This window comes from Streptomyces sp. NPDC059787 (genome assembly GCF_042732315.1).
Classification (GTDB): domain Bacteria; phylum Actinomycetota; class Actinomycetes; order Streptomycetales; family Streptomycetaceae; genus Streptomyces; species Streptomyces atrovirens.
On the sequence record NZ_JBHWHX010000007.1, the window covers coordinates 39,471 to 59,178 of the forward strand.

A 19,708-nucleotide genomic window follows, 5' to 3' on the forward strand; every position below is an offset into this window, starting at 1 on the left:
CACTGCGGAAAACCGCAATTGCGGCTGTGGAGTACCGCAGGGCATCGTGCGGCTTTCCTCAGCCTCCCTTCAGCTCCGGTTCTCTAGCGTGGCAGGCATGACAGCCATCGCAGCGCACACGATCACAGCGGCCGCGGACGGGAGTGCCGGACCGCAGTGGGTCAACGACCTCATGGACGCCATGGGCGCTCCCGGGGCCGGCCTCGCCATCGCGCTGGAGAACCTCTTCCCTCCCATCCCCAGCGAGGTGATCCTGCCGCTGGCGGGGTTCGCCGCGAGCAGTGGGCGGATGGGGCTGCTCGCCGTGCTGCTGTGGACGACCGCCGGCTCGGTGGTCGGCGCGCTCGCGCTGTACGGAGTGGGCGCGCTGCTCGGCCGGGACCGGACGGTGGCGATAGCGGAGCGGCTGCCGCTGGTGAAGGTCGCGGACATCGAGAAGACGGAGGCGTGGTTCCTGCGGCACGGAACGAAGGCGGTGTTCTTCGGCCGGATGATCCCGCTCTTCCGCAGTTTCATATCGGTGCCGGCCGGTGTGGAGCGCATGCGACTGCCGCTGTTCCTGGGGCTGACCACGCTGGGCAGCGCGATCTGGAACACCGCGTTCGTGCTCGCGGGGTATGCGCTGGGGGACAACTGGGAGCAGGTGTCGACCATCGTGTCGGCGTACTCGAAGGTGGTCCTCGGCGTGGCCGCGCTGGCCCTGGTGGCGTTCGTGGTCCTGCGGCTGCTGCGCTCGGGCGACGGCCGCCGGCGGCGGGACGGGCGAGCGGGCACGGATCACATACGCCCGTCGCACCCGGCCACCGGCGCCGAGCACGCCGGCGGGGACGCACCCGCCCACGGGTACGACTCCGCCGACACGATGAGCCTGCGACGCCACCGCTGACGCCCCGGCCGCACGGCCTCCCGGCCGCACGGCCTCACCGAGGTGAGCGCACCGTCTGCAGGAATTCGCGAAGGATGCGCTCGCCGGCCAGGACGCCCCGCTCGGGGAGGGCCCTGATCGCGGGGGCCGTCCAGTCGTCGTCGGCGAGTTCACCGTGACCGGGGCGCCAGCCCTGGTCGGCGGCGAGGAGCAGGTCGGCGTCGAGGAGGGAGTCGCCGGCGGCGAGGGTGAGATCGGCTCCGGTACGACGGGCGACCTCGTGCACGGCCGCGCTCTTGGTGAGGGGCTTGGGCACGGCGTAGATCTTGCGCCCCTGGAGGGACACGGTCCAGCCGCGGTTCTCCGCCCACTCCCCGAGTTCCTTCACCCACTCCTCGCGCAGCAGTTCCCGCTCGACGACGAGGTAGGCGAAGAGGTCCTCGGCGACCCGGTGCTTGCGCACCCAGACCGGGTCGGCGGTCCGCAGCAGATGTTCCTGGACCTCGGACAGCGGGGCGCACTCGTCGGCCAGCCGGGCGAGCACCCGGGTGTGCCAGTCCTGGTCGGACACGCCGTCGACGAGGAGGTGTCCGCCGTTGGCGCAGATCGCGTAGGCCGGCGGCGGGCCGGGGAGGTTGATGCGCTGGTACTGCTTGCGGGTGCGGGTCGTCGTGGGGACGAACACGGCCTCGTCGCCGAGGTCGGTGAGGAGCCGGGCCGCCGTCTCCGTCATATAGGACAGGGGCTTGCTCTCGTGGACCTCCACGCACAGCAGCCGGGGTGCCCGTGCGTCCGGCATGGTCAGGGCGAGGGCGGCGGCGGAGTAGATGAGTGTGCGGTCGAGGTCGCTGGCGACGATGACGGGCATCACCGGGTCACCGCCTTGCCGTCGGCGCCGGTGGCGCCACGGGTGTAGCGGGGGTGGATCAGTCCGACGCAGGTGTAGGGGAGTCCGTCGACCTCTTCGACGGGGACGCCCCGCTGCTGAGCGAGGAGGCGTACATGGTCGAGGTCGCTGCCGGCTCCGGCCCGGGCGAGCACCTTCCAGGGCACCCGGCGCAGCAGCACCCGGGTGGTCTCGCCGACGCCGGGCTTGACGAGGTTCACGTCGTGGATGCCGTACTCCTCGCTGATGCGTTCGACCGCCGCCCAGCCCTCCCAGGTGGGGGTGCGGTCGGTGGAGAGGAGTTCCTTGGCCTGGGCGCAGGCGGCGTCGGTGACCTCCGGGAAGCGGGCGGAGACGGCGTCCAGGAAGGCCACCGAGAGGTCCGCGCCGGCGAGTTCGCGGTAGAACTTGGCGCCGTGGAAGTCGTGCGGGCCGACCAGGTCGGCGCGGAGCACGGTGCGTGAGATCAGGCCGGACACCGTGGAGTTGAGGCAGGCGGAGGGGATCAGATAGTCCTCGCGGGTGCCGTAGGTGCGGACGCAGGAGCCGGGGTCGGCCAGGACCGCGATCTCCGGGTCGAAGCCGGTGACGCCCTCGGTCTTCTCGAATTCCTCGATTGCCTGGGCGAGTTCGCGGGTGATGGCGCCCTTGCCGGTCCAGCCGTCGACGAAGACCACGTCCCGGGGGTCGTGGTGGGCGGCCAGCCAGCGCAGCGCGTTGGCGTCGATGCCCCGGCCGCGGACGATCGAAACAGCGTAGTGAGGGAGGTCGAGTTGGTGGCGGTACTGCGCCCAGCGGCGCATCAGGATGCCCACGGGAGTGCCCGCACGGGCCAGGGAGACGAGTACCGGCCGGGGGGACCGCTCGGCGAGCACGGTCTCGGTGACCACGCCCACCGCGTGGGCCAGACGGGCCGCCGACTCGTCCAGGGCCGCGTGGAACAGTTCCTGGTACTGCTCGCTCGGCTGGTACTCCACGGGCAGCGACTCCGCGTAGTGGGCGCCGCCGCTCTGGATGGCCTCCTCGCGCTCCTCGGTCGGCGCCTCCAGCGTCACGTCCGAGAGGTCCTGGAGCAGCCAGCCGACCTCCTCGGGCGCGTACGAGGAGAAGGCGGGGCCTCTGAGGGGCTCGGGCAGCATGGTGGCGGGCCTTTCGGGGGCGTCCGGTCGGGCGTCCTTGGGGGCGTCCTGGGGTGCGGGTACGTAGGACGGTACGACCGCGAGGAGGACCTGCGGGGTGTGCGCGGCGAGCCGGGCGAGCAGGCCGCCGGGCGCGTGCAGTGCGGGGGTGTCGGCGGCCGAGTCGACGACGGCGACGACGGTGTCGAAGCCGCCGCCGGCGACGTTGTAGGCGTAGCGCTCGCCGGGGCCGTCGGCGGGGTCGTCGTGGGCGGGGAAGACCAGGCGGGTGCGTATCGCGTAGCCGGGGTCGTCGACGGCGAGGACGGGCGAGCGGGTGGTGGTGGAGAAGCGTACGTCGGCGCGGATGGTCCGCTCCAGCTCGCCTGCCAGGCGCAGCGGGGTGTACATCAGTTCCTCGAAGCCGAGGACGAGGACGCGGTGCGTCCTGGCGGGGAGTGCCTTCGCGAGGCGGGCGGCCATGCCGGGGAGTGCGTGTTCGAGGCGGGCTCGGTGTGCGGGGGTGAAGCCGTGGCGGCCGCCGTCGGGGAGGCCGTCCGGCCAGCGCAGGTCCACTCGCGCGGCGCGGCCGGGCTCGCCGGCCGGGTGCGGGCCGGATGTGGCTGGTCGCGCCCACGCGGCGGCAGCCGCAGATTCGACTACGTCCCGCGCCCCCGGAGGGTGGGCCCGAGCACCGGCTTCCAGGCTCGGGGTACGGGCATCTCCCTCGAGGGGCGCGGGGAACTGCGCGACCAGCCCCGACGCAGCCGCAGACGACCGGTCACCCTTCGTGGCACCCTCGTACTGCGCCACCAGCTCCCGCCCCTTCTCAAGGACGCCGTCAGGCAGCCGCACCGTGCCCGACGCGGTCGTCACCAGGTCGATGCGTGCCCCGATCTCGCGGGCGAACTCGTCCAGGCGGCCGGTGTCGGCGGGCGACCGCATGTCGACGAGGGCGACCACGACATACCGCCTCCGCGGATACCGCGCATGAAGATCCCGAACGGTGTTCAACACCGTGTTCCCCGTGGAGAACTCGTCGTCGACCAGGACCAGCGGGCCGTCCCCGGCCAGCAGGGACGGGTCCTCCGGGAGCAGCAGGTGGGACGTGGCGTGGGAGTGGGATTCCTCGAAGCCGCCGGCCGTGGCGGTTCCCACGACCGGGCGGCGGGTGGAGTGCAGATAGGGGGCGACGCCCAGGCCGTCGGCGACGGAGTGGCCGAGGCCGGTCGCGGTCTCCGCATAACCCAGGACGACCGCGTCCTCCGCCGAGTCACCCAGCAGCTCGCGCACCCGGCGGCCGAGCGTGACGCCGTGGCCGTACACGACGGACGGGGACTGGGGGACGTGTTTGCCGAGGACGTTGGAGACCAGCAGGTGGGCCCGTTTGGGATTGCGGCGCAGTGCCAGACCCAGCAGCCCGGGCAGGCTCTCGTCCCCGGCCAGCTCGACGCCGAGCCGCTCCGTGACCCAGCTGCCGGACCATATGTCCTCGCCGGCCCGGGTTCCGCGACGCGCCGGCCGGCGCATCCCCTCGTTCACAGTCTTCTCCGTCCCGGTCACTCGGCCAGGCCCGCCGCGAGCAGTTCCACGAAGCCGATGTCCTCGTTGGTGACGCCGAAGACCTCGGCGCGCAGCAGGGTCCGCTCGGCCCAGGCGCGGTGGGGTTTCACCTCGTTCATCTTGTTCGTGTAGGCCGACCTGAGTACACCCCCGCCGCCGCGTTCCGGCCGCAGGATGTCCTGGGCGTCGCTGAACTCCTCGTGGCTGACGACGGACAGCGCGTGCACGGGGAGTACGTGCGAGGGGTGGATGCAGGTCTTGCCCAGCAGGCCGTTGGCCCGGTCGAGGGAGATCTCGCGCAGCAGGCCGTCCATGGCGTGTTCGATCAGCTTCTCGCGCAGTGCCACGGCCTGCACCTCGTGGAAGGGGCTCTGCCGCAGGAGTGGCTTGAACATGCGTTCCTGGACCCGGAAGTACTCCCAGACCGGCCCCGTCACGGTGAATCCGGTGCCGTCGGCCCGGGCCAGCATGTTCACCACGTCGGAGATCACGGAGGCGACGACCTGGATGTCGTACGCCGTCATGTCGGGGCCCCTGCGCAGCCCGTAGGAGGAGCAGAAGTCGGTCACGCCGAGGCGCAGTGCGAGCACGCGGTCGCGGTACTTGTCGACGGCGCGGAAGATGCCTTCGAGGGTCTCGACGCGGGATTCGCGGTAGAGCAGCTCGGGCGACTCCAGCACGGGCATGGCGAAGAGCCGGTGGCCGCTTTCGGCCTCGGCGGTGGCCAGCGCCTCCAGGAACGGCAGGCCGCGTTCCGCGGTGAACTTCGGCAGTACGAATCCGGACAGCAGCGCGACGGAGGGGCCGAGGCGGCGGACGAGGTCGGGGATCTGTTCGGGGGTGCGGACCCGGATGAACAGCAGCGGCAGATCCGCCCCGGGCCGCCCGGCCAGGTCCGTGAACTGCCGTACGAGGTTCTCCTCACCGGCGGGTACGTCGGCGTCGTTGATGGAGTCCTCCAGGCACAGCACCATGGAGACCACACCGTTGCCGCCCTGCTTGACGACGTCGTCGGCGAGCCGGGGCCGGGTCGCGGGGCTGTAGAGCGTGGCGCCGAGGGCCGCGGAGAGCAGCCGGGCCGGGGAATCCGGCGTGAACTCGCCGGGCTCCCGGTAGAAGAGACGTTTCCGCACCGCAGGGGCAAGGTGCCCGAAATGACGCATTGAACTCCCCCGTGGCCTCTCTGGAATCTATGGAATCCATGGAATCCATGGAATGTCGGAAGGTGGCCGGTAATAGTACGTAGGGATCCATGTCGGCGGTTCCCCCGGGTCGTGAACTTCAGGTAACCCCGCCGTGTCGACCCCAACCCCGCGTTGTCGTGACCAGGACGGAGAAGGCAGGATGACCGCATGACGCACGCGATGCTCAAGGGGTCGAACGTCCCTCTCGAGGCCACCACGGTACGTGCCGTGCTGCGCTGGTCGCCCGGGCAGGGGGTGCCGGACATCGACGCCTCCGCGCTGCTCCTCGGCCCCGACGGTCGTGTGCGCTCCGACGAGGACTTCGTCTTCTACAACCAGCCACGGCATCCTGCCGGGCAGGTGTGGCGGCTCGGCAAGAAGCGCGTCGCCGAGGGCCTGACCGACACGATCCAGACGGATCTCGCCGGTGTCGAGTCCGGTGTCGGCCGGATTCTGCTCGTCGCATCGGCGGACGGCGTCGCCTTCGACCGCGTACGGGACCTGCGCATCCTGCTGTACGACGCGCAGGCCGCCGACGGGGACGCGCTGGCGTACTTCGACATCAAGCCGGAGACCGGCGAGGAGACCGCGCTGATCTGCGGTGAGCTGTACCGGCGCGGTGAGGGCTGGAAGTTCCGGGCGCTCGGCGAGGGCTATTCGAACGGTCTGAAGGGTCTGGCGACCGACTTCGGCATCTCGGTGGACGAGTCGGAGACCGCGCAGGAGCCCGACGCCTCCGACGTCACCCAGCTTCCGCCTCCGACGGCGCACGTACCGGCCTTCGACCGGACCTCCTCCGAGGCCCTGACGCAGCCGCAGGCACCGCTCGCCCCGCCGGTGCCCGAGGTGTCCCGGCCGCTGCCGCCCGAGCAGCCGGCGGGGGTGCCCGCGCAGCCCGCGTACGGCTATCCGCCGCAGCAGCCCGCGGCCACGCAGCCGGCCTACGGCTATCCCCAGCCGACCAGTCAGCCCGCCTACGGATACCCGCCGGCGCCCGCCACGGCCGCCGCGGGGGCGCCGGGCGGGTACGGTTTCCCGCCGCCGGCCGCCGCCTCACCCGACCCGGACTTCCGGCTTCCGCCGCAGGGTCCGCAGTTCATCGGGCGCTGACGGGCCGACGCCTGCGCGATCAAGGGCTTCTCAGCGATCGGCCTTCGTCTTGAAGCCCCTCCCCCACTGGAGCCCCCACCCGTACAGCCGGTCCAGCTCCGCCTGGAATCCGTACACGAACTTCACCTCGCGGCGGACGATGATCTCGTTCTTGACGTTCTCGATCATCACCACCGCGCAGGAGCGGGCCTGGGGGTGGCGTTCGTCGAGGCCGATCTCGATCCGCGGGCCGTTGCTGGGGTAGAGCGTGACCATGGCGTGCGTCCGGTCGAACGCGGGCGTCTGGTCGTAGATGTAGGCGAAGACCAGCAGGCGTTTGATGTTCTCGCGGTGGTCCAGGTTGACGTACATGGTCTCGCCCGAGCCGGACCCGAACCGGTCGTCGCCGCTGAGCTTGACGTACGGCGCGGCGTTGACGTCGCCGAGGAGGCCGCCGAGGGGCTGGACCACGCCCTTGGTGCCGTCCTGGAGCTCGTACAGGCAGCCCAGGTCGAGGTCGACGTTGACCATGGACTGGCTGTGGCCGACGACCTCCGGGGGCTTGAGCGCCTTGAGGGGGTGGCGCAGCAGGCTCTCCCGCTGGGGGCCGCCGAAGTCGGAGGTGCGCATCCGCCAGCTCAGGTTGATCCGCAGATGGCCGGTGGCCGCTCCCTGTTTGGTCAGGGACACCTGACCGTGCCGTTTGGTCAGCTCGATGGCGTTGCTGGCCGCGCTGCCCGAGTCGAAGGCGCTCTCACGGCCACGCCACAGTCCGTCCAGGAAACCCATTCCCGCCCCAAGTCCAGTCGCCGAACCCCGCTCGGGCCGCCGGGACTCCCGGGCGGCCGACGGGGCGGCCCCGAGGAGTGGTCCTCGGTGGCCGCCCCGTCGAGAGCGTTCCTCACCCGGAGGGCTGTCACACCCCGGAGGGGACCTCGGTCTTGTCGTCGGCGTTCCCCTCGGCTTCCGCGAGCCGCTTGTTGCGGCGGACGGATGACCAGAAGGAGGCGCCGATCAGGATGACGCCGATGGAGCCGGTGATGAGTTCGGGGATCTCGTACTGGATGGTGACGAGCAGGATCAGCGCCAGGGCGCCGATGGCGTAGTGCGCGCCGTGCTCCAGGTAGACGTACTCGTCGAGGGTGCCCTGGCGGACCAGGTAGACGGTCAGGGACCGGACGTACATGGCGCCGATGCCCAGGCCGAGGGCCATCAGGACGATGTCGTTGGTGATGGCGAAGGCGCCGATGACGCCGTCGAAGGAGAAGGAGGCGTCCAGGACCTCCAGGTAGAGGAACATGAAGAACGCGGCCTTGCCGGCCATGGCCACCACCGTGCGGGGCTTGCCGGAGCGCGCGGCCTTCTCCTCCTCCTCGTGTTCGTGTTCCTCCTCCTCTTCGAGCTTGTCCTCGAAGTAGCCGGACAGGCCGCCCACGATCATGTAGGTGATCAGGCCCGCGATGCCGGCGAGCAGGACCGTCTCGGCCTTGTCGACGTGGGTGCCGCCGTGCTGGTGGGCGTGGGTGGCGAAGGTCATGGCGGAGATCAGCAGGATGACCAGGGCGATGCAGACCGACAGCATGTCGACCTTGCCGAGCTTGGCCAGCGGGCGTTCCAGCCAGGCCAGCCACTTGATGTCCCGGTCCTCGAAGATGAAGTCCAGGAAGATCATCAGCAGGAACATGCCACCGAACGCGGCGATCGCCGGGTGGGCGTCGGTGACGAGTTCCTGGTAACGGTCCTTGTCGCTGAGCGCGAGATCGACCGCCTCGATCGGGCCGAGCTGGGCGCTGACGGCGACGATCACGACGGGGAAGACCAGCCGCATGCCGAAGACGGCGATCAGAATGCCGATGGTGAGGAAGATCTTCTGCCAGAAGGCATTCATCTTCTTCAGGATGCCGGCGTTGACCACCGCGTTGTCGAAGGACAGCGAGATCTCGAGGATCGAGAGGATCGCCACGATTCCGAAGGCGGTCCACCCCCCGAAGAGGATCGCTGCGACCAGGCCGAGCGCGGTGACCGCGAACGACCAGCCGAAGGTTTTCAGAACCACTGGCTACCCCAGGTGTGTTAACGGGTCTCCCCCGCTGCCGTGATCGGCTTTACGAAACGTTGACTCCGAAGTCTAGAGCGATGCCCCGCAACCCCGACGCGTACCCCTGTCCCACCGCACGGAACTTCCATTCGCCCTGGTAGCGGTAGAGCTCGCCGAAGATCATCGCGGTTTCGGTGGACGCGTCCTCGCTCAGGTCGTAGCGGGCGAGTTCCTGGCCGTCCGCCTGGTTCACCACGCGGATGAAGGCATTGCTGACCTGGCCGAAGGTCTGGCCGCGCTCGTCGGCCATGTGGATGGAGACCGGAAAGACGATCTTGTCGCACTGAGCCGGCACCTTGGGGAGGTCGACCAGCAGGGACTCGTCGTCCCCGTCGCCCTCACCGGTGAGGTTGTCACCGGTGTGCTCCACCGAGCCGTCCGGGCTCTTGAGCTGGTTGTAGAAGACGAACCACTCGTCCCCCATGACCCGGCCGCCGCTGCACATCAGCGCGCTGGCGTCGAGGTCGAAGTCGGCTCCGGTGGTGGAGCGCGCGTCCCAGCCGAGCCCGATCATGACCTGCGTGAGGTTGGGTGCGGCCTTGGACAGGGAGACGTTGCCCCCTTTGGCAAGCGTGACGCCCATGATGCTGGTCCCTCCCCGGGTGGTGATGTTTCTCAGGTGGTCCTGCACGTCCGGCGCCGCACGTAAACCGTGCGGCGCCGGGCGGTGTGGCCGCGGAAGGCGGCCGGGCTCGGGCGTGGCCGCCCTGTGGGCCTCTCAGACGTTCACACCGAAGTCCTGCGCGATGCCGCGCAGGCCCGAGGCGTAGCCCTGGCCGATGGCGCGGAACTTCCACTCCGCGCCGTGCCGGTACAGCTCACCGAAGACCATGGCGGTCTCGGTGGAGGCGTCCTCGCTCAGGTCGTAACGGGCGATCTCTGCCTCGCCGGCCTGGTTGACGACGCGGATGAACGCGTTGCGCACCTGGCCGAAGGACTGCTGGCGGTTCTCGGCGTCGTAGATGGAGACCGGGAAGACGATCTTCTCGATGTCGGCGGGGACCCCGGCGAGGTTGATCTTGATCTGCTCGTCGTCGCCCTCGCCCTCACCGGTGAGGTTGTCACCGGTGTGCTCGACCGAGCCGTCCGGGCTCTTCAGGTTGTTGAAGAAGATGAAGTGCGCGTCACTGGCGACCTTGCCGCCGCTGTTCAGCAGCAGGGCGCTGGCGTCGAGGTCGAAGTCGGTACCGGTCGTGGTGCGGATGTCCCACCCCAGACCGACGATGACCGCGGTCAGGCCCGGCGCCTCCTTGGTCAGCGATACGTTGCCGCCCTTGCTGAGGCTGACTCCCACGAGTCCTCCATTGGTGTCCTGGGGCGGGGTGCCCCGTAGTGCGTCGGATGTCGGATCAACGATTCGATCCTAGTGACGGGTTCCCGGTCGCCGCAGGCCCCACGGTCGAAGAACCACAGGGTGTCGGGCCGGGTCCACGGGTGTCGAGCGCTTTGACGTGGCTACAGGGTGTCGAGCGCCTTGACGTACTCGTTCAGGTCACGGGCGTCCGGCAGGGCGTTGACGACGGTCCAGCGCACGACGCCCTCCTTGTCGATGATGAACGTCCCGCGCACCGCGCACCCCTTGTCCTCGTCGAAGACGCCGTACGCGCGCGAGACGTTGCCGTGCGGCCAGAAGTCGCTGAGCAGGGGGTACTCCAGGTCCTCCTGCTCGGCGAAGACGCGCAGGGTGTGGATGGAGTCGTTGGAGACGGCGAGCACCTGGGTGTCGCGGTCGGAGAACTGCGGCAGCCGGTCACGGACCTCGCACAGCTCACCGGTGCACACGCCGGTGAAGGCGAACGGGTAGAAGAGCACCACCACGTTCTTCCGCCCGTGGAAGTCGGACAGCTTCACGGTCGCCCCGTGGTTGTCCTTGAGTTCGAAGTCGGGGGCCTTGTCGCCGACCTGGATCGCCATCGTCGTGTTCATCCCTTCGGGGTGGTTCGCTCCGACCACCCTACGCAGGGAGTACGACAGGCCGACGGACGGGCCGACGCGTGACGCGACCGGCCCGTCCGGGGGTGGTTCACCGCTTGGACTTGGCCGCCTTCGGCGTCGCCAGCCGGCTGCCGCTCCAGTCCTTGCCCACACTGACGCTCTTGGCCGCCGTCAGGCCCGCCGTGGTGGCCGCCTCCGAGATGTCGCTCGGCTCCACATAGCCCGAACGGCCTGTCTTCGGCGTGAGAAGCAGGATCGCGCCGCCCTCTTCGATGTACGTGGTGGCATCCACCAGCGCATCCGTCAGGTCGCCGTCGTCGTCGCGGAACCACAGCACAACGGCGTCAGCCACGTCGTCGTAGTCCTCATCGACGAGGTCGCTCTCGATGACGCCCTCAATGGCCTCGCGGAGCTCCTGGTCGACGTCGTCGTCGTAGCCGATCTCCTGGACCACCTGCCCGGGCTGGAACCCCAGCCTGGCGGCAGGGTTCGTCCGCTCCTCCGCGTGGTCCGCGGTCGCGCTCACGGGTTGCCTCCTGATCATGTCTTGGGAATAACTCAGCCACGCGCGTGCGCGAAGCATTGGCCGTAGTCCACACGGGCGGGACGGATCGCGCAAGTACCCGGCCGTACAGACCGCCGAAACGGTGACGATCCTGGCCGGGTCACCGCAACTCCAGGCACACCATCATGGCCTGAAGTGACGCACACCACACCTTTGTGCCCCGTTTGGCCCTTTGGGAACCGTCTACGTGTACGAAGACTCGAATGGACGAGCCCCATGAACACCGTACTGGTCCCGGCTCCGGATTACCTCCCGGTAGAGATGACGCCGACGGCCCCGAGGTGGACCATGGGGAGCGGCGCAATCCGGGCCGTACCGGCGAAAAACAACGGCCCGTCTCACGGCCCTCTGACAGGTAAGGAACAGCGTGGCTTCCGCATCCGATCGCAACCCGATCATCATTGGCGGCCTTCCGAGTCAGGTTCCTGACTTCGATCCCGAGGAAACCCAGGAGTGGCTCGACTCCCTCGACGCCGCGGTCGACGAGCGCGGCCGGGAGCGGGCCCGCTACCTGATGCTGCGGCTCATCGAGCGTGCCCGCGAGAAGCGCGTGGCCGTGCCCGAGATGCGCAGCACGGACTACGTCAACACGATCCCGACCCGCGCCGAGCCGTTCTTCCCGGGCAACGAGGAGATCGAGCGCAAGATCCTCAACGCCACCCGCTGGAACGCCGCGGTGATGGTCTCCCGCGCGCAGCGTCCGGGCATCGGGGTCGGCGGCCACATCGCCACCTTCGCCTCCTCCGCGTCGCTGTACGACGTGGGCTTCAACCACTTCTTCCGCGGCAAGGACGAGGGCGACGGCGGCGACCAGGTCTTCTTCCAGGGACACGCCTCCCCCGGCATCTACGCCCGCGCGTACCTGCTGGACCGGCTGAGCGAGCGGCACCTGGACGGCTTCCGCCAGGAGAAGTCGAAGGCGCCGTACACCCTGTCGTCGTATCCGCACCCGCGGCTGATGCCGGACTTCTGGGAGTTCCCGACCGTGTCGATGGGCCTCGGCCCGATCGGCGCGATCTACCAGGCGCGGATGAACCGCTACATGCACGCGCGCGGCATCGCGGACACCTCGCGCTCGCGCGTGTGGGCGTTCCTCGGTGACGGCGAGATGGACGAGCCGGAGTCGCTGGGCCAGCTCACCCTCGCCGCCCGTGAGGGCCTGGACAACCTGACCTTCGTCGTCAACTGCAACCTGCAGCGGCTCGACGGCCCGGTGCGCGGCAACGGAAAGATCATCCAGGAGCTGGAGTCGGTCTTCCGGGGCGCCGGCTGGAACGTGATCAAGCTGATCTGGGACCGCACCTGGGACCCGCTGCTGGCGCAGGACCGGGACGGGATCCTGGTCGACCGGATGAACACCACACCGGACGGCCAGTTCCAGACGTACGCCACCGAGTCGGGCGCGTACATCCGCGACCACTTCTTCGGCGACGACCACCGGCTGCGCGCGATGGTCGAGGGCATGACCGACGACCAGGTCCTGCACCTGGGGCGCGGCGGTCACGACCACCGCAAGATCTACGCGGCGTACAAGGCGGCGGTCGAGCACAAGGGCCAGCCGACGGTGATCCTCGCGAAGACGGTCAAGGGCTGGACGCTGGGCCCGAACTTCGAGGGCCGCAACGCCACGCACCAGATGAAGAAGCTGACGGTCACCGACCTCAAGCACTTCCGGGACCGGCTGCACCTGCCGATCTCCGACCAGGAGCTCGAGTCCGGTCCGCCGCCCTACTACCACCCGGGGCCGGACACGGAGGAGATGCAGTACATGCACGACCGCCGCAAGTCGCTCGGCGGGTACGTGCCGACGCGGGTGGTGCGGTCGAAGCCGCTGCGGCTGCCCGAGGACAAGACGTACGCGACCGTGAAGAAGGGCTCCGGCCAGCAGTCCATCGCGACGACCATGGCCTTCGTCCGGCTCCTCAAGGACCTCATGCGGGACAAGGAGATCGGCAAGCGGTTCGTACTGATCGCGCCGGACGAGTACCGTACGTTCGGCATGGACTCGTTCTTCCCGAGCGCGAAGATCTACAACCCGCTCGGCCAGCAGTACGAGTCGGTGGACCGGGAACTGCTGCTCGCCTACAAAGAGGCGCCGAACGGGCAGATGCTGCACGACGGCATCTCCGAGGCCGGCTGCACGGCCTCGCTGATCGCGGCGGGATCGGCGTACGCCACGCACGGCGAGCCGCTCATCCCGGTGTACGTCTTCTACTCGATGTTCGGTTTCCAGCGCACCGGTGACCAGTTCTGGCAGATGGGCGACCAGATGGCGCGCGGTTTCGTCCTGGGTGCGACCGCGGGGCGTACGACGCTGACCGGTGAGGGTCTCCAGCACGCGGACGGCCACTCGCAGTTGCTGGCGTCCACGAATCCGGCGTGCGTCGCGTACGACCCGGCGTTCGGGTTCGAGATCGCGCACATCGTGCAGGACGGACTGCGCCGGATGTACGGCTCCGACGAGGAACACCCGCACGGCGAGGACGTCTTCTACTACCTGACGGTGTACAACGAGCCGATCCAGCACCCCGCCGAGCCCGAGAACGTCGACGCGGAGGGCATCGTCAAGGGCCTCTACCGCTTCAGCGAAGGCACGGCGGGCTCGCTCCCGGCACAGATCCTGGCGTCCGGGGTCGCGCTGCCGTGGGCGATCGAGGCGCAGAAGATCCTCGCGGAGGAATGGAACGTCAAGGCCGACGTCTGGTCGGCGACCTCCTGGAACGAGCTGCGGCGCGAGGCGGTGGACTGCGAGCGGCACAACCTGCTGCACCCGGAGGAGGAGCAGCGCACGCCGTACGTGACGCGGAAGCTCGCGGCGGCGCAGGGGCCGGTGGTGGCGGTGTCCGACTGGATGCGGTCGGTGCCGGACCAGATCGCGCGGTGGGTGCCGGGGACGTACCAGTCGCTGGGCGCGGACGGGTTCGGGTTCGCGGACACGCGGGGGGCGGCGCGGCGGTTCTTCCACATCGACGCGCAGTCGATCGTGGTGGCGGTGCTGACGGAGCTGGCGCGGGAGGGGCATGTGGACCGGTCGGTGCTGAAGCAGGCGATCGATCGGTATCAGTTGCTGGACGTGGCCGCGGCCGACCCCGGGGTGGCGGGAGGCGACGCGTAACGCTCCGCGGGGCACGGCCGGGGGCTGCGCGGGTGCGCGGTCGTACGGGGCTCGCGCCGCGAGGAGCGCGTGGCGCGAGGAGCGCGTGGCGCGGGAGTGCCGCTGCGCCCACCTGTGCCGCCCCAGCGGCACGACCGCCCGCAGCCGCGGGGTGACATGGTTGAGCCCCCGGCGGCTTGCCGGGGGCTCAACCATGTGGTGCTGCGTCAGAACATCGAATAGCCCGACGTGGTCGCTCCGGCCAGGAAGATGATGGCCAGGAGCGTGTCGATGGCGCCCAGGACGAGGGCGACCAGGGCCGGCACCGAACGGGAACCCGTCCAGCTGCGGCCCATGGCGAGCCAGCCGCAGACGATCGCCACCGGGCCGAGGATGATCCCCAGCACGAAGAAACCGGCGACCGCGCAGATGGTTCCGATGATCCCGAGCGTCGCGCGGTCCGGCCCGGACCGTGACCACGTCCGGCCACGTGTGCGGGGGTTCCTGCGCGTTCCGTGTCCGAAGCTCGCCATCATCAACTCCCTGAAGGGTTCGTTGACATGACGGGTACCCCCGCTTCCGCGGTGAATTCAGATGTGGCCGACGCCCGCGCCCGCCTCCGCGTTCTCACCGCGCTTGGTGAGGAAGGCGACCAGCACCGCCACGACGGCGACTCCGGCGGCGACCAGGGACGCCAGGCTCATCCCGGAGATGAAGGTGTCGTGGGCGACGTCGGTGATCTTCGCGGCAATCTGTGCCGGGGTGCCCTCGGCCACGGGGGCGATGCCCTGCTGGACCAGCGGCTCGGCCTGTGCCAGCTGCTCCGGGGTGAGCTTCGGCAGCCCCGCGTCCGCCCAGTTGCCGACGAGGTCGTTGTCGACCTTGGAGGCCATCACCGCGCCCAGCACGGCCGTACCGAGGCTGCCGCCGATCTGCATGGCGGCCTGCTGGAGACCACCGGCGACGCCGGACAGCTCGAGCGGCGCGTTGCCCACGATGACCTCGGTGGCGCCGACCATGACCGGCGCGAGGCCGAGGCCCAGCAGGGCGAACCAGAGCGACATCGCAACGCTGCCGGTGTCCGTCTCCAGCGTGGACATGCCGTACATGGCGAGCGCGGTGAGGGCCATGCCCCCGGCGAGCGGGATGCGTGGGCCGACCTTGGTGATCATCACTCCGGCCAGCGGCGATCCGACGATCATCATGCCGGTGAGCGGCAGCAGGTGCAGACCGGCGTCGATCGGGCTCATGCCGTGCACGTTCTGCAGGTAGAAGGTGACGAAGAACAGGCCGCCCATGAAGGCGATGGCCATCAGGACCATCAGCACGACACCCGCGGACAGCGGTACGGAGCGGAACAGCGCCAGCGGGATCAGCGGTTCCTTGACCTTGGTCTCCCAGAAGGCGAAGGCCCCGAAGCCGACGAACGAGCCGACGATGAACGACCAGGTCTGGACGTCGCCCCAGCCCCACTCGGGCGCCTTGATCAGGGCCCAGACGAGGCAGAACATCGCACCGGACAGCAGGGCTATGCCGAGCAGGTCGAAGGAGCGCGGGGCGTTCTCCGCGCGGTGGTCGAGCAGGATCCACGCGCCGAGCGCGACGGCGAGGACGCCGACCGGCACGTTGATGAAGAACACCGACTGCCAGTTGACGTGCTCGACGAGGACACCGCCGAGGATCGGGCCGCCCGCGGTGGAGGCGCCGATGACCATGCCCCAGATGCCGATGGCCATGTTGAGCTTCTCGGCCGGGAAGGTGGCCCGCAGCAGACCGAGCGCGGCCGGCATCAGCAGGGCGCCGAACAGACCCTGGAAGACACGGAAGACGATGACCATCGTGATGCCGTCGGACAGGCCGATGGCCGCCGACGAGGCGGCGAAGCCCGCCACGCCGATGAGGAAGGTCTGCCGGTGCCCGAACCGGTCACCGAGCTTGCCCGCGGTGATCAGGGAGACCGCGAGGGCGAGGAAGTAGGCGTTGGTGATCCATTGGAGATCGGTCCAGGTGGCACCCAGGTCCTTGCCGATGGCCGGGTTCGCGATGGCCACGATGGTGCCGTCGAGGGCCACCATCATGACGCCCACGGCGACGGTGATGAGGGTGAACCAGGGGTGCCCGCGCAGCCCCTTGCCCGGGGTCCCGTCCGACGGGGCGCCCGGCGTGCCGTCCCCCGGCCCCGTCTTGTCGATGGTGGTCTGACTAGTCATACGTTCGACACTAATGTCAGCCACTGACAGTTGACAAACCAATTCACCAGTCAGTCACTGACAGGACACTCGCGTATAGCCTGAACTGGGGAAACAGTTAGAGGAGGAGCAATGGAGACGGTCGGGACCGCCGTGGGCGCGCTGCCGCGGCCGGGTCTGCGGGAGCGCAAGAAGCAGCGCACACGGGACGCACTGGTCCGGGCCGCGCTGGAGCTGATCGCCACGCGCGGATACGAGGGGACGACCGTCGACGACATCGCCGCGGCCGTCGACGTCTCGCAGCGCACCTTCTTCCGCTACTTCGCGAGCAAGGAGGAGGTGGCGTTCTTCGTCCCCCGGCTCGCGGAGTCCCACGTCGTCGAGGCCGTACGCGAACGCCCGCCGGACGAGGCGCCGCTGGAGGCGCTGCGCCGGGCCGTGCTGGACAGCTGGGACGGCATCAACGAGGCCGTCGAACAGCTCGTCCCCCTGGAACTGCACATGCGCGTCTACCGGGTCATCGAGTCGACGCCCGCCCTGCTCGCCGCCCATCTGCGGCGAGCGACGGAGCTGGAGGAGGAGCTGGCGCGCATCATCGCCGAGCGCGAGGGGCTCGACGTGGACGCCGACCCCCGGCCGAGGATCCTGCTGGCCGCGTTCGGCGGGGTGATCCGGGTGGCGGAGCGGCTCTGGTCCGCCGGGGACGATTTCAGCGCGGCGGCCATGCGGGACCTGATGACGACCTGCCTGGACCATGTGGGACCGGCGCTCGCGGGGAACTGGCGTACGGATTGATCCCTGAAGCGGCACAACGAAACGTGATCCCGATCACTTGGGTCACGCGAGACTCTCCCGTTCTCCTAGTGTGTCCTTTCAGTGACTTCCTTCGACACCTCCCCGCAACTGAACGTCTGGCGCATGCTGCTCGCGCTCGCCGTCGTTTTCGTGATGCTGGCGACCACGGGCTGGACGGCGCTGCGCCATCAGCGCCACCCCGCTCCGCTCCAGGCATCGCTCAGCGCGTGGGAGCACGGCCGGATAGCCGGCCACCGGCTGCCGGACCCGGAGGCGGCGCCCGCACGGCTGACCCGGTTCTTCGCCTCCCTCACCGCGGGGCAGCGCGCGAGTCTCGCCCGCCGCTATCCGCTCGCGGTCGGCAACATGAACGGCGCACCCGTCCAACTGCGCTACCGCGCCAACCGCATCGCGCTGGGGCAGGCCCGCAAGGTCGAACTCGAACGCGTGCACGACAACCGCCTCACCGCCTCGGGCCAGCGGCAGGCGGCACTCCGGATGGACCGCTTCGAGGCGCTGATGCGCCCGGGCCGGCACATCCTCGCCTTCGACCCGTCGGGCTCCGGCCGGGTCGCCGAGGTCTTCGGCGACCTGCGCAGGGCCGAGCGGATCTCGGTCGTCGTCCCCGGCGTCGACACCGACCTGCTCACCTTCCAGCGCACGAACCGCACGTACTCGGCCCCCGTCGGCATGGCGAAGTCCCTGTACGCGGCGGAGCGCGACACCGACCCCACGACCCGTACGGCCGTGATCGCCTGGGCCGACTACACCGCCCCCCGCGGGCTCGGCATGGACGCGGCCACGGCGATGCGCGCCGAGGACGGCGCGGTGCGGCTGGACGCGCTGGTGCGCGGGCTGCCCGGGATCGCTCCGGTCTCGCTGTTCTGCCACAGCTACGGCTCCGTGGTGTGCGGGGTCGCCGCGCACACCCTGCCGGAGCGGGTGGCCGACATCGCGGTGGCCGGCAGCCCCGGCATGCGCGTCGAGAACGCCTCCCAACTGCACACCACCGCCCGGGTGTGGGCGATGCGGGACGCCGACGACTGGATCCAGGACGTGCCGTACCTGGAACTCGGCGGTCTGGGCCACGGGGCCGACCCGGTGACGGCGGAATTCGGTGCGCGGGTGCTGTCGGCACGGGAGGCCGAGGGCCACGCCGGGTACTTCGTACCGGGCACGGACAGTCTGCGGAACTTCGCCGAGATCGGTGTTGGCGCATACCGCGCGGTGTCCTGCGCGGGCGAGGAGGACCTCTGCCGGACGGGTTTGTCCGGTACGACCACTACCGGACGCGCGTAGAGGCGGAGATACTGCGGTATGCGTGGAGAAGGGACGGAGAAGCTCGTGCCGCATACGATGAGCCGCATGGGTGACGTACTGGCCGGATTTCATGCCGCCTGGGAGTTCGAGTCCGACTCCGTGCTCATCCGTTACGAACGGGGGATTCGAACACCCAAGCTGTTCCAGGCGCTCGGGGAGCGGCGTGTTCCGCTGGAGGCGGTCGAGGGGGTGACCCTCGCGCCCGGGAAGCGCGGGACGGTGGTCCTGCGGATCGAGCTCCGGCCCGGAGCCGATCCGCTGATGGAGGCCGCCTCCGGGCAGCTGAAGGAGAGCAGCGACCCCTACCGGCTGGTGCTGCCCGCCGAACGCGAGACGCTCGCCGAGTACTACGCCGACGAACTGCGCACACAGCTCACCGAGTCCGGGCCCGCGGAACGCCATCTGGTGGCCGCGCCCGAGGTGCCGCTGCAGTTCAAGGCGTACGACGGGAAGGCGACCTTCGACGGTACGGCGGTGGCGTTCCGGTGGTTCTGGACGGGGGCGTCGTCGGCGAAGTGGAAGGCCGGGGACCAGCGGTTCCCGGTGGGTGAGCTGAGCGGGGTGGAGTGGCGGTCGCCGGAGGTGTTCGAGGGGCATCTGCGGTTGCTGCGGCGGGATGCGGGGACTCCGCCGGCGCAGGCCGATCAGGATCCGGCTGCGGTGGTGTTCGGGCTGGGGTACGGGCCTGTGCACGAGTCACTGCCGTTCGCCGCGGCTGTGCTGGCGGCGGTGCGGAACTGTGCGCCGGTGCCGACGGTGTCCACGGCGCGGGCGCGCCGTGATCCCGCGGACATCGCCGAGCGGATCCGGCATCTCGGGGAGTTGCACCAGGCGGGGCTGGTGACGGACGAGGAGTTCTCCGTGAAGAAGGCGGAGTTGCTCGCGGAGTTGTGAGGCGCCCGGGGGGTGGGGCGCGCGGCCCGGCGCTGACGGGGTGTCCCCCCACTCTCGACTCCGCTCGAGCGGGAGGTGCCCCCCACCGCCCGCCCGTGCCGCCCCTGGGGGTG

17 protein-coding genes are annotated in these 19,708 nt (G+C 69.8%); 6 read left to right on the forward strand and 11 right to left on the reverse strand.

Annotated features, from left to right (window positions below; all coding sequences use genetic code 11):
* Positions 1-97 precede the first annotated feature (97 nt).
* On the forward strand, positions 98-886 hold the full coding sequence (locus tag ACFV5H_RS08690) for a DedA family protein (protein WP_385193647.1): 789 nt from the start codon (positions 98-100) through the stop codon (positions 884-886).
* A 34-nt stretch (positions 887-920) separates the two neighbouring features.
* On the opposite strand, the gene ACFV5H_RS08695 is transcribed toward ACFV5H_RS08690, so the two are convergent.
* Genes ACFV5H_RS08695 through ACFV5H_RS08705 form a run of 3 tightly spaced genes read right to left on the reverse strand, consistent with a single transcriptional unit; the run spans position 921 to position 5,595 of the window.
* A complete protein-coding gene (locus ACFV5H_RS08695; protein WP_385193649.1) occupies positions 921-1,733 on the reverse strand; it encodes an HAD family hydrolase in 813 nt (270 codons plus the stop codon).
* Positions 1,733-4,399: a phosphoribosyltransferase gene (locus ACFV5H_RS08700; RefSeq protein WP_385193817.1), complete on the reverse strand. Its 2,667-nt coding sequence runs from the start codon at positions 4,397-4,399 to the stop codon at positions 1,733-1,735. Before ACFV5H_RS08700 ends, ACFV5H_RS08695 begins: the two co-directional genes overlap by 1 nt.
* 29 nt (positions 4,400-4,428) lie before the next feature.
* The gene (locus ACFV5H_RS08705; protein WP_385193651.1) at positions 4,429-5,595 is read right to left on the reverse strand and encodes an HpcH/HpaI aldolase/citrate lyase family protein; all 1,167 of its coding nucleotides are present in this window, start codon (positions 5,593-5,595) and stop codon (positions 4,429-4,431) included.
* Between the two features lie 189 nt (positions 5,596-5,784).
* Between ACFV5H_RS08705 and ACFV5H_RS08710 the strand changes: the two genes are divergently transcribed.
* Positions 5,785-6,726 (forward strand): TerD family protein, encoded by a 942-nt coding sequence (locus ACFV5H_RS08710; protein ID WP_385193654.1) that lies wholly within the window; start codon positions 5,785-5,787, stop codon positions 6,724-6,726.
* 30 nt (positions 6,727-6,756) lie between these two features.
* Here the strand turns inward: ACFV5H_RS08710 and ACFV5H_RS08715 are convergent, their stop codons facing one another.
* The 6 genes from ACFV5H_RS08715 to ACFV5H_RS08740 form a co-directional block, all read right to left on the reverse strand.
* A complete protein-coding gene (locus tag ACFV5H_RS08715) occupies positions 6,757-7,494 on the reverse strand; it encodes a Tellurium resistance (protein WP_385047277.1) in 738 nt (245 codons plus the stop codon).
* 127 nt (positions 7,495-7,621) lie between these two features.
* Positions 7,622-8,761, reverse strand: coding sequence for a DUF475 domain-containing protein (locus ACFV5H_RS08720; protein WP_385047274.1), 1,140 nt, complete (start codon positions 8,759-8,761; stop codon positions 7,622-7,624).
* A gap of 49 nt (positions 8,762-8,810) precedes the next feature.
* The gene (locus tag ACFV5H_RS08725; protein WP_073935772.1) at positions 8,811-9,386 is read right to left on the reverse strand and encodes a TerD family protein; all 576 of its coding nucleotides are present in this window, start codon (positions 9,384-9,386) and stop codon (positions 8,811-8,813) included.
* 135 nt (positions 9,387-9,521) lie between these two features.
* A complete protein-coding gene (locus tag ACFV5H_RS08730; protein ID WP_073935773.1) occupies positions 9,522-10,097 on the reverse strand; it encodes a calcium homeostasis/redox stress adaptation protein in 576 nt (191 codons plus the stop codon).
* A 161-nt stretch (positions 10,098-10,258) separates the two neighbouring features.
* Positions 10,259-10,717: a peroxiredoxin gene (locus tag ACFV5H_RS08735; RefSeq protein ID WP_385047376.1), complete on the reverse strand. Its 459-nt coding sequence runs from the start codon at positions 10,715-10,717 to the stop codon at positions 10,259-10,261.
* Positions 10,718-10,826: 109 nt separating this feature from the next.
* Positions 10,827-11,264, reverse strand: coding sequence for a DUF3052 domain-containing protein (locus tag ACFV5H_RS08740; protein ID WP_030218400.1), 438 nt, complete (start codon positions 11,262-11,264; stop codon positions 10,827-10,829).
* Positions 11,265-11,670: 406 nt separating this feature from the next.
* Here ACFV5H_RS08740 and aceE point away from each other — a divergent pair, with 406 nt between their 5' ends.
* Positions 11,671-14,418: a pyruvate dehydrogenase (acetyl-transferring), homodimeric type gene (gene aceE / locus ACFV5H_RS08745; protein WP_385193657.1), complete on the forward strand. Its 2,748-nt coding sequence runs from the start codon at positions 11,671-11,673 to the stop codon at positions 14,416-14,418.
* A 206-nt stretch (positions 14,419-14,624) separates the two neighbouring features.
* Here the strand turns inward: aceE and ACFV5H_RS08750 are convergent, their stop codons facing one another.
* Positions 14,625-14,933, reverse strand: coding sequence for a small hydrophobic protein (locus tag ACFV5H_RS08750; protein WP_385047267.1), 309 nt, complete (start codon positions 14,931-14,933; stop codon positions 14,625-14,627).
* 54 nt (positions 14,934-14,987) lie between these two features.
* A complete protein-coding gene (locus tag ACFV5H_RS08755; protein ID WP_385193659.1) occupies positions 14,988-16,607 on the reverse strand; it encodes an MFS transporter in 1,620 nt (539 codons plus the stop codon).
* A gap of 111 nt (positions 16,608-16,718) precedes the next feature.
* Between ACFV5H_RS08755 and ACFV5H_RS08760 the strand changes: the two genes are divergently transcribed.
* The 3 genes from ACFV5H_RS08760 (at position 16,719) to ACFV5H_RS08770 (ending at position 19,595) form a co-directional block, all read left to right on the forward strand.
* Positions 16,719-17,381 carry a TetR family transcriptional regulator gene (locus tag ACFV5H_RS08760; protein WP_385193661.1) on the forward strand — a complete coding sequence of 221 codons (663 nt, stop codon included), beginning with the start codon at positions 16,719-16,721 and terminating at the stop codon, positions 17,379-17,381.
* Between the two features lie 81 nt (positions 17,382-17,462).
* Positions 17,463-18,680: an alpha/beta hydrolase gene (locus ACFV5H_RS08765; RefSeq protein WP_385047258.1), complete on the forward strand. Its 1,218-nt coding sequence runs from the start codon at positions 17,463-17,465 to the stop codon at positions 18,678-18,680.
* Between the two features lie 66 nt (positions 18,681-18,746).
* Positions 18,747-19,595, forward strand: coding sequence for a DUF4429 domain-containing protein (locus ACFV5H_RS08770; RefSeq protein WP_385047255.1), 849 nt, complete (start codon positions 18,747-18,749; stop codon positions 19,593-19,595).
* The last annotated feature ends 113 nt before the right edge of the window (positions 19,596-19,708 follow it).

What these genes read in the sequence shown, in the direction of transcription:
- ACFV5H_RS08690 (WP_385193647.1), top strand. Translation starts at nt 98, where the DNA reads ATGACAGCCATCGCAGCGCACACGATCACAGCGGCCGCGGACGGGAGT.
- ACFV5H_RS08695 (WP_385193649.1), bottom strand. Translation starts at nt 1,733, where the DNA reads ATGCCCGTCATCGTCGCCAGCGACCTCGACCGCACACTCATCTACTCC.
- ACFV5H_RS08700 (WP_385193817.1), bottom strand. Translation starts at nt 4,399, where the DNA reads ATGCGCCGGCCGGCGCGTCGCGGAACCCGGGCCGGCGAGGACATATGG.
- ACFV5H_RS08705 (WP_385193651.1), bottom strand. Translation starts at nt 5,595, where the DNA reads ATGCGTCATTTCGGGCACCTTGCCCCTGCGGTGCGGAAACGTCTCTTC.
- ACFV5H_RS08710 (WP_385193654.1), top strand. Translation starts at nt 5,785, where the DNA reads ATGACGCACGCGATGCTCAAGGGGTCGAACGTCCCTCTCGAGGCCACC.
- ACFV5H_RS08715 (WP_385047277.1), bottom strand. Translation starts at nt 7,494, where the DNA reads ATGGGTTTCCTGGACGGACTGTGGCGTGGCCGTGAGAGCGCCTTCGAC.
- ACFV5H_RS08725 (WP_073935772.1), bottom strand. Translation starts at nt 9,386, where the DNA reads ATGGGCGTCACGCTTGCCAAAGGGGGCAACGTCTCCCTGTCCAAGGCC.
- ACFV5H_RS08735 (WP_385047376.1), bottom strand. Translation starts at nt 10,717, where the DNA reads ATGGCGATCCAGGTCGGCGACAAGGCCCCCGACTTCGAACTCAAGGAC.
- ACFV5H_RS08750 (WP_385047267.1), bottom strand. Translation starts at nt 14,933, where the DNA reads ATGATGGCGAGCTTCGGACACGGAACGCGCAGGAACCCCCGCACACGT.
- ACFV5H_RS08755 (WP_385193659.1), bottom strand. Translation starts at nt 16,607, where the DNA reads ATGACTAGTCAGACCACCATCGACAAGACGGGGCCGGGGGACGGCACG.
- ACFV5H_RS08760 (WP_385193661.1), top strand. Translation starts at nt 16,719, where the DNA reads ATGGAGACGGTCGGGACCGCCGTGGGCGCGCTGCCGCGGCCGGGTCTG.
- ACFV5H_RS08770 (WP_385047255.1), top strand. Translation starts at nt 18,747, where the DNA reads ATGGGTGACGTACTGGCCGGATTTCATGCCGCCTGGGAGTTCGAGTCC.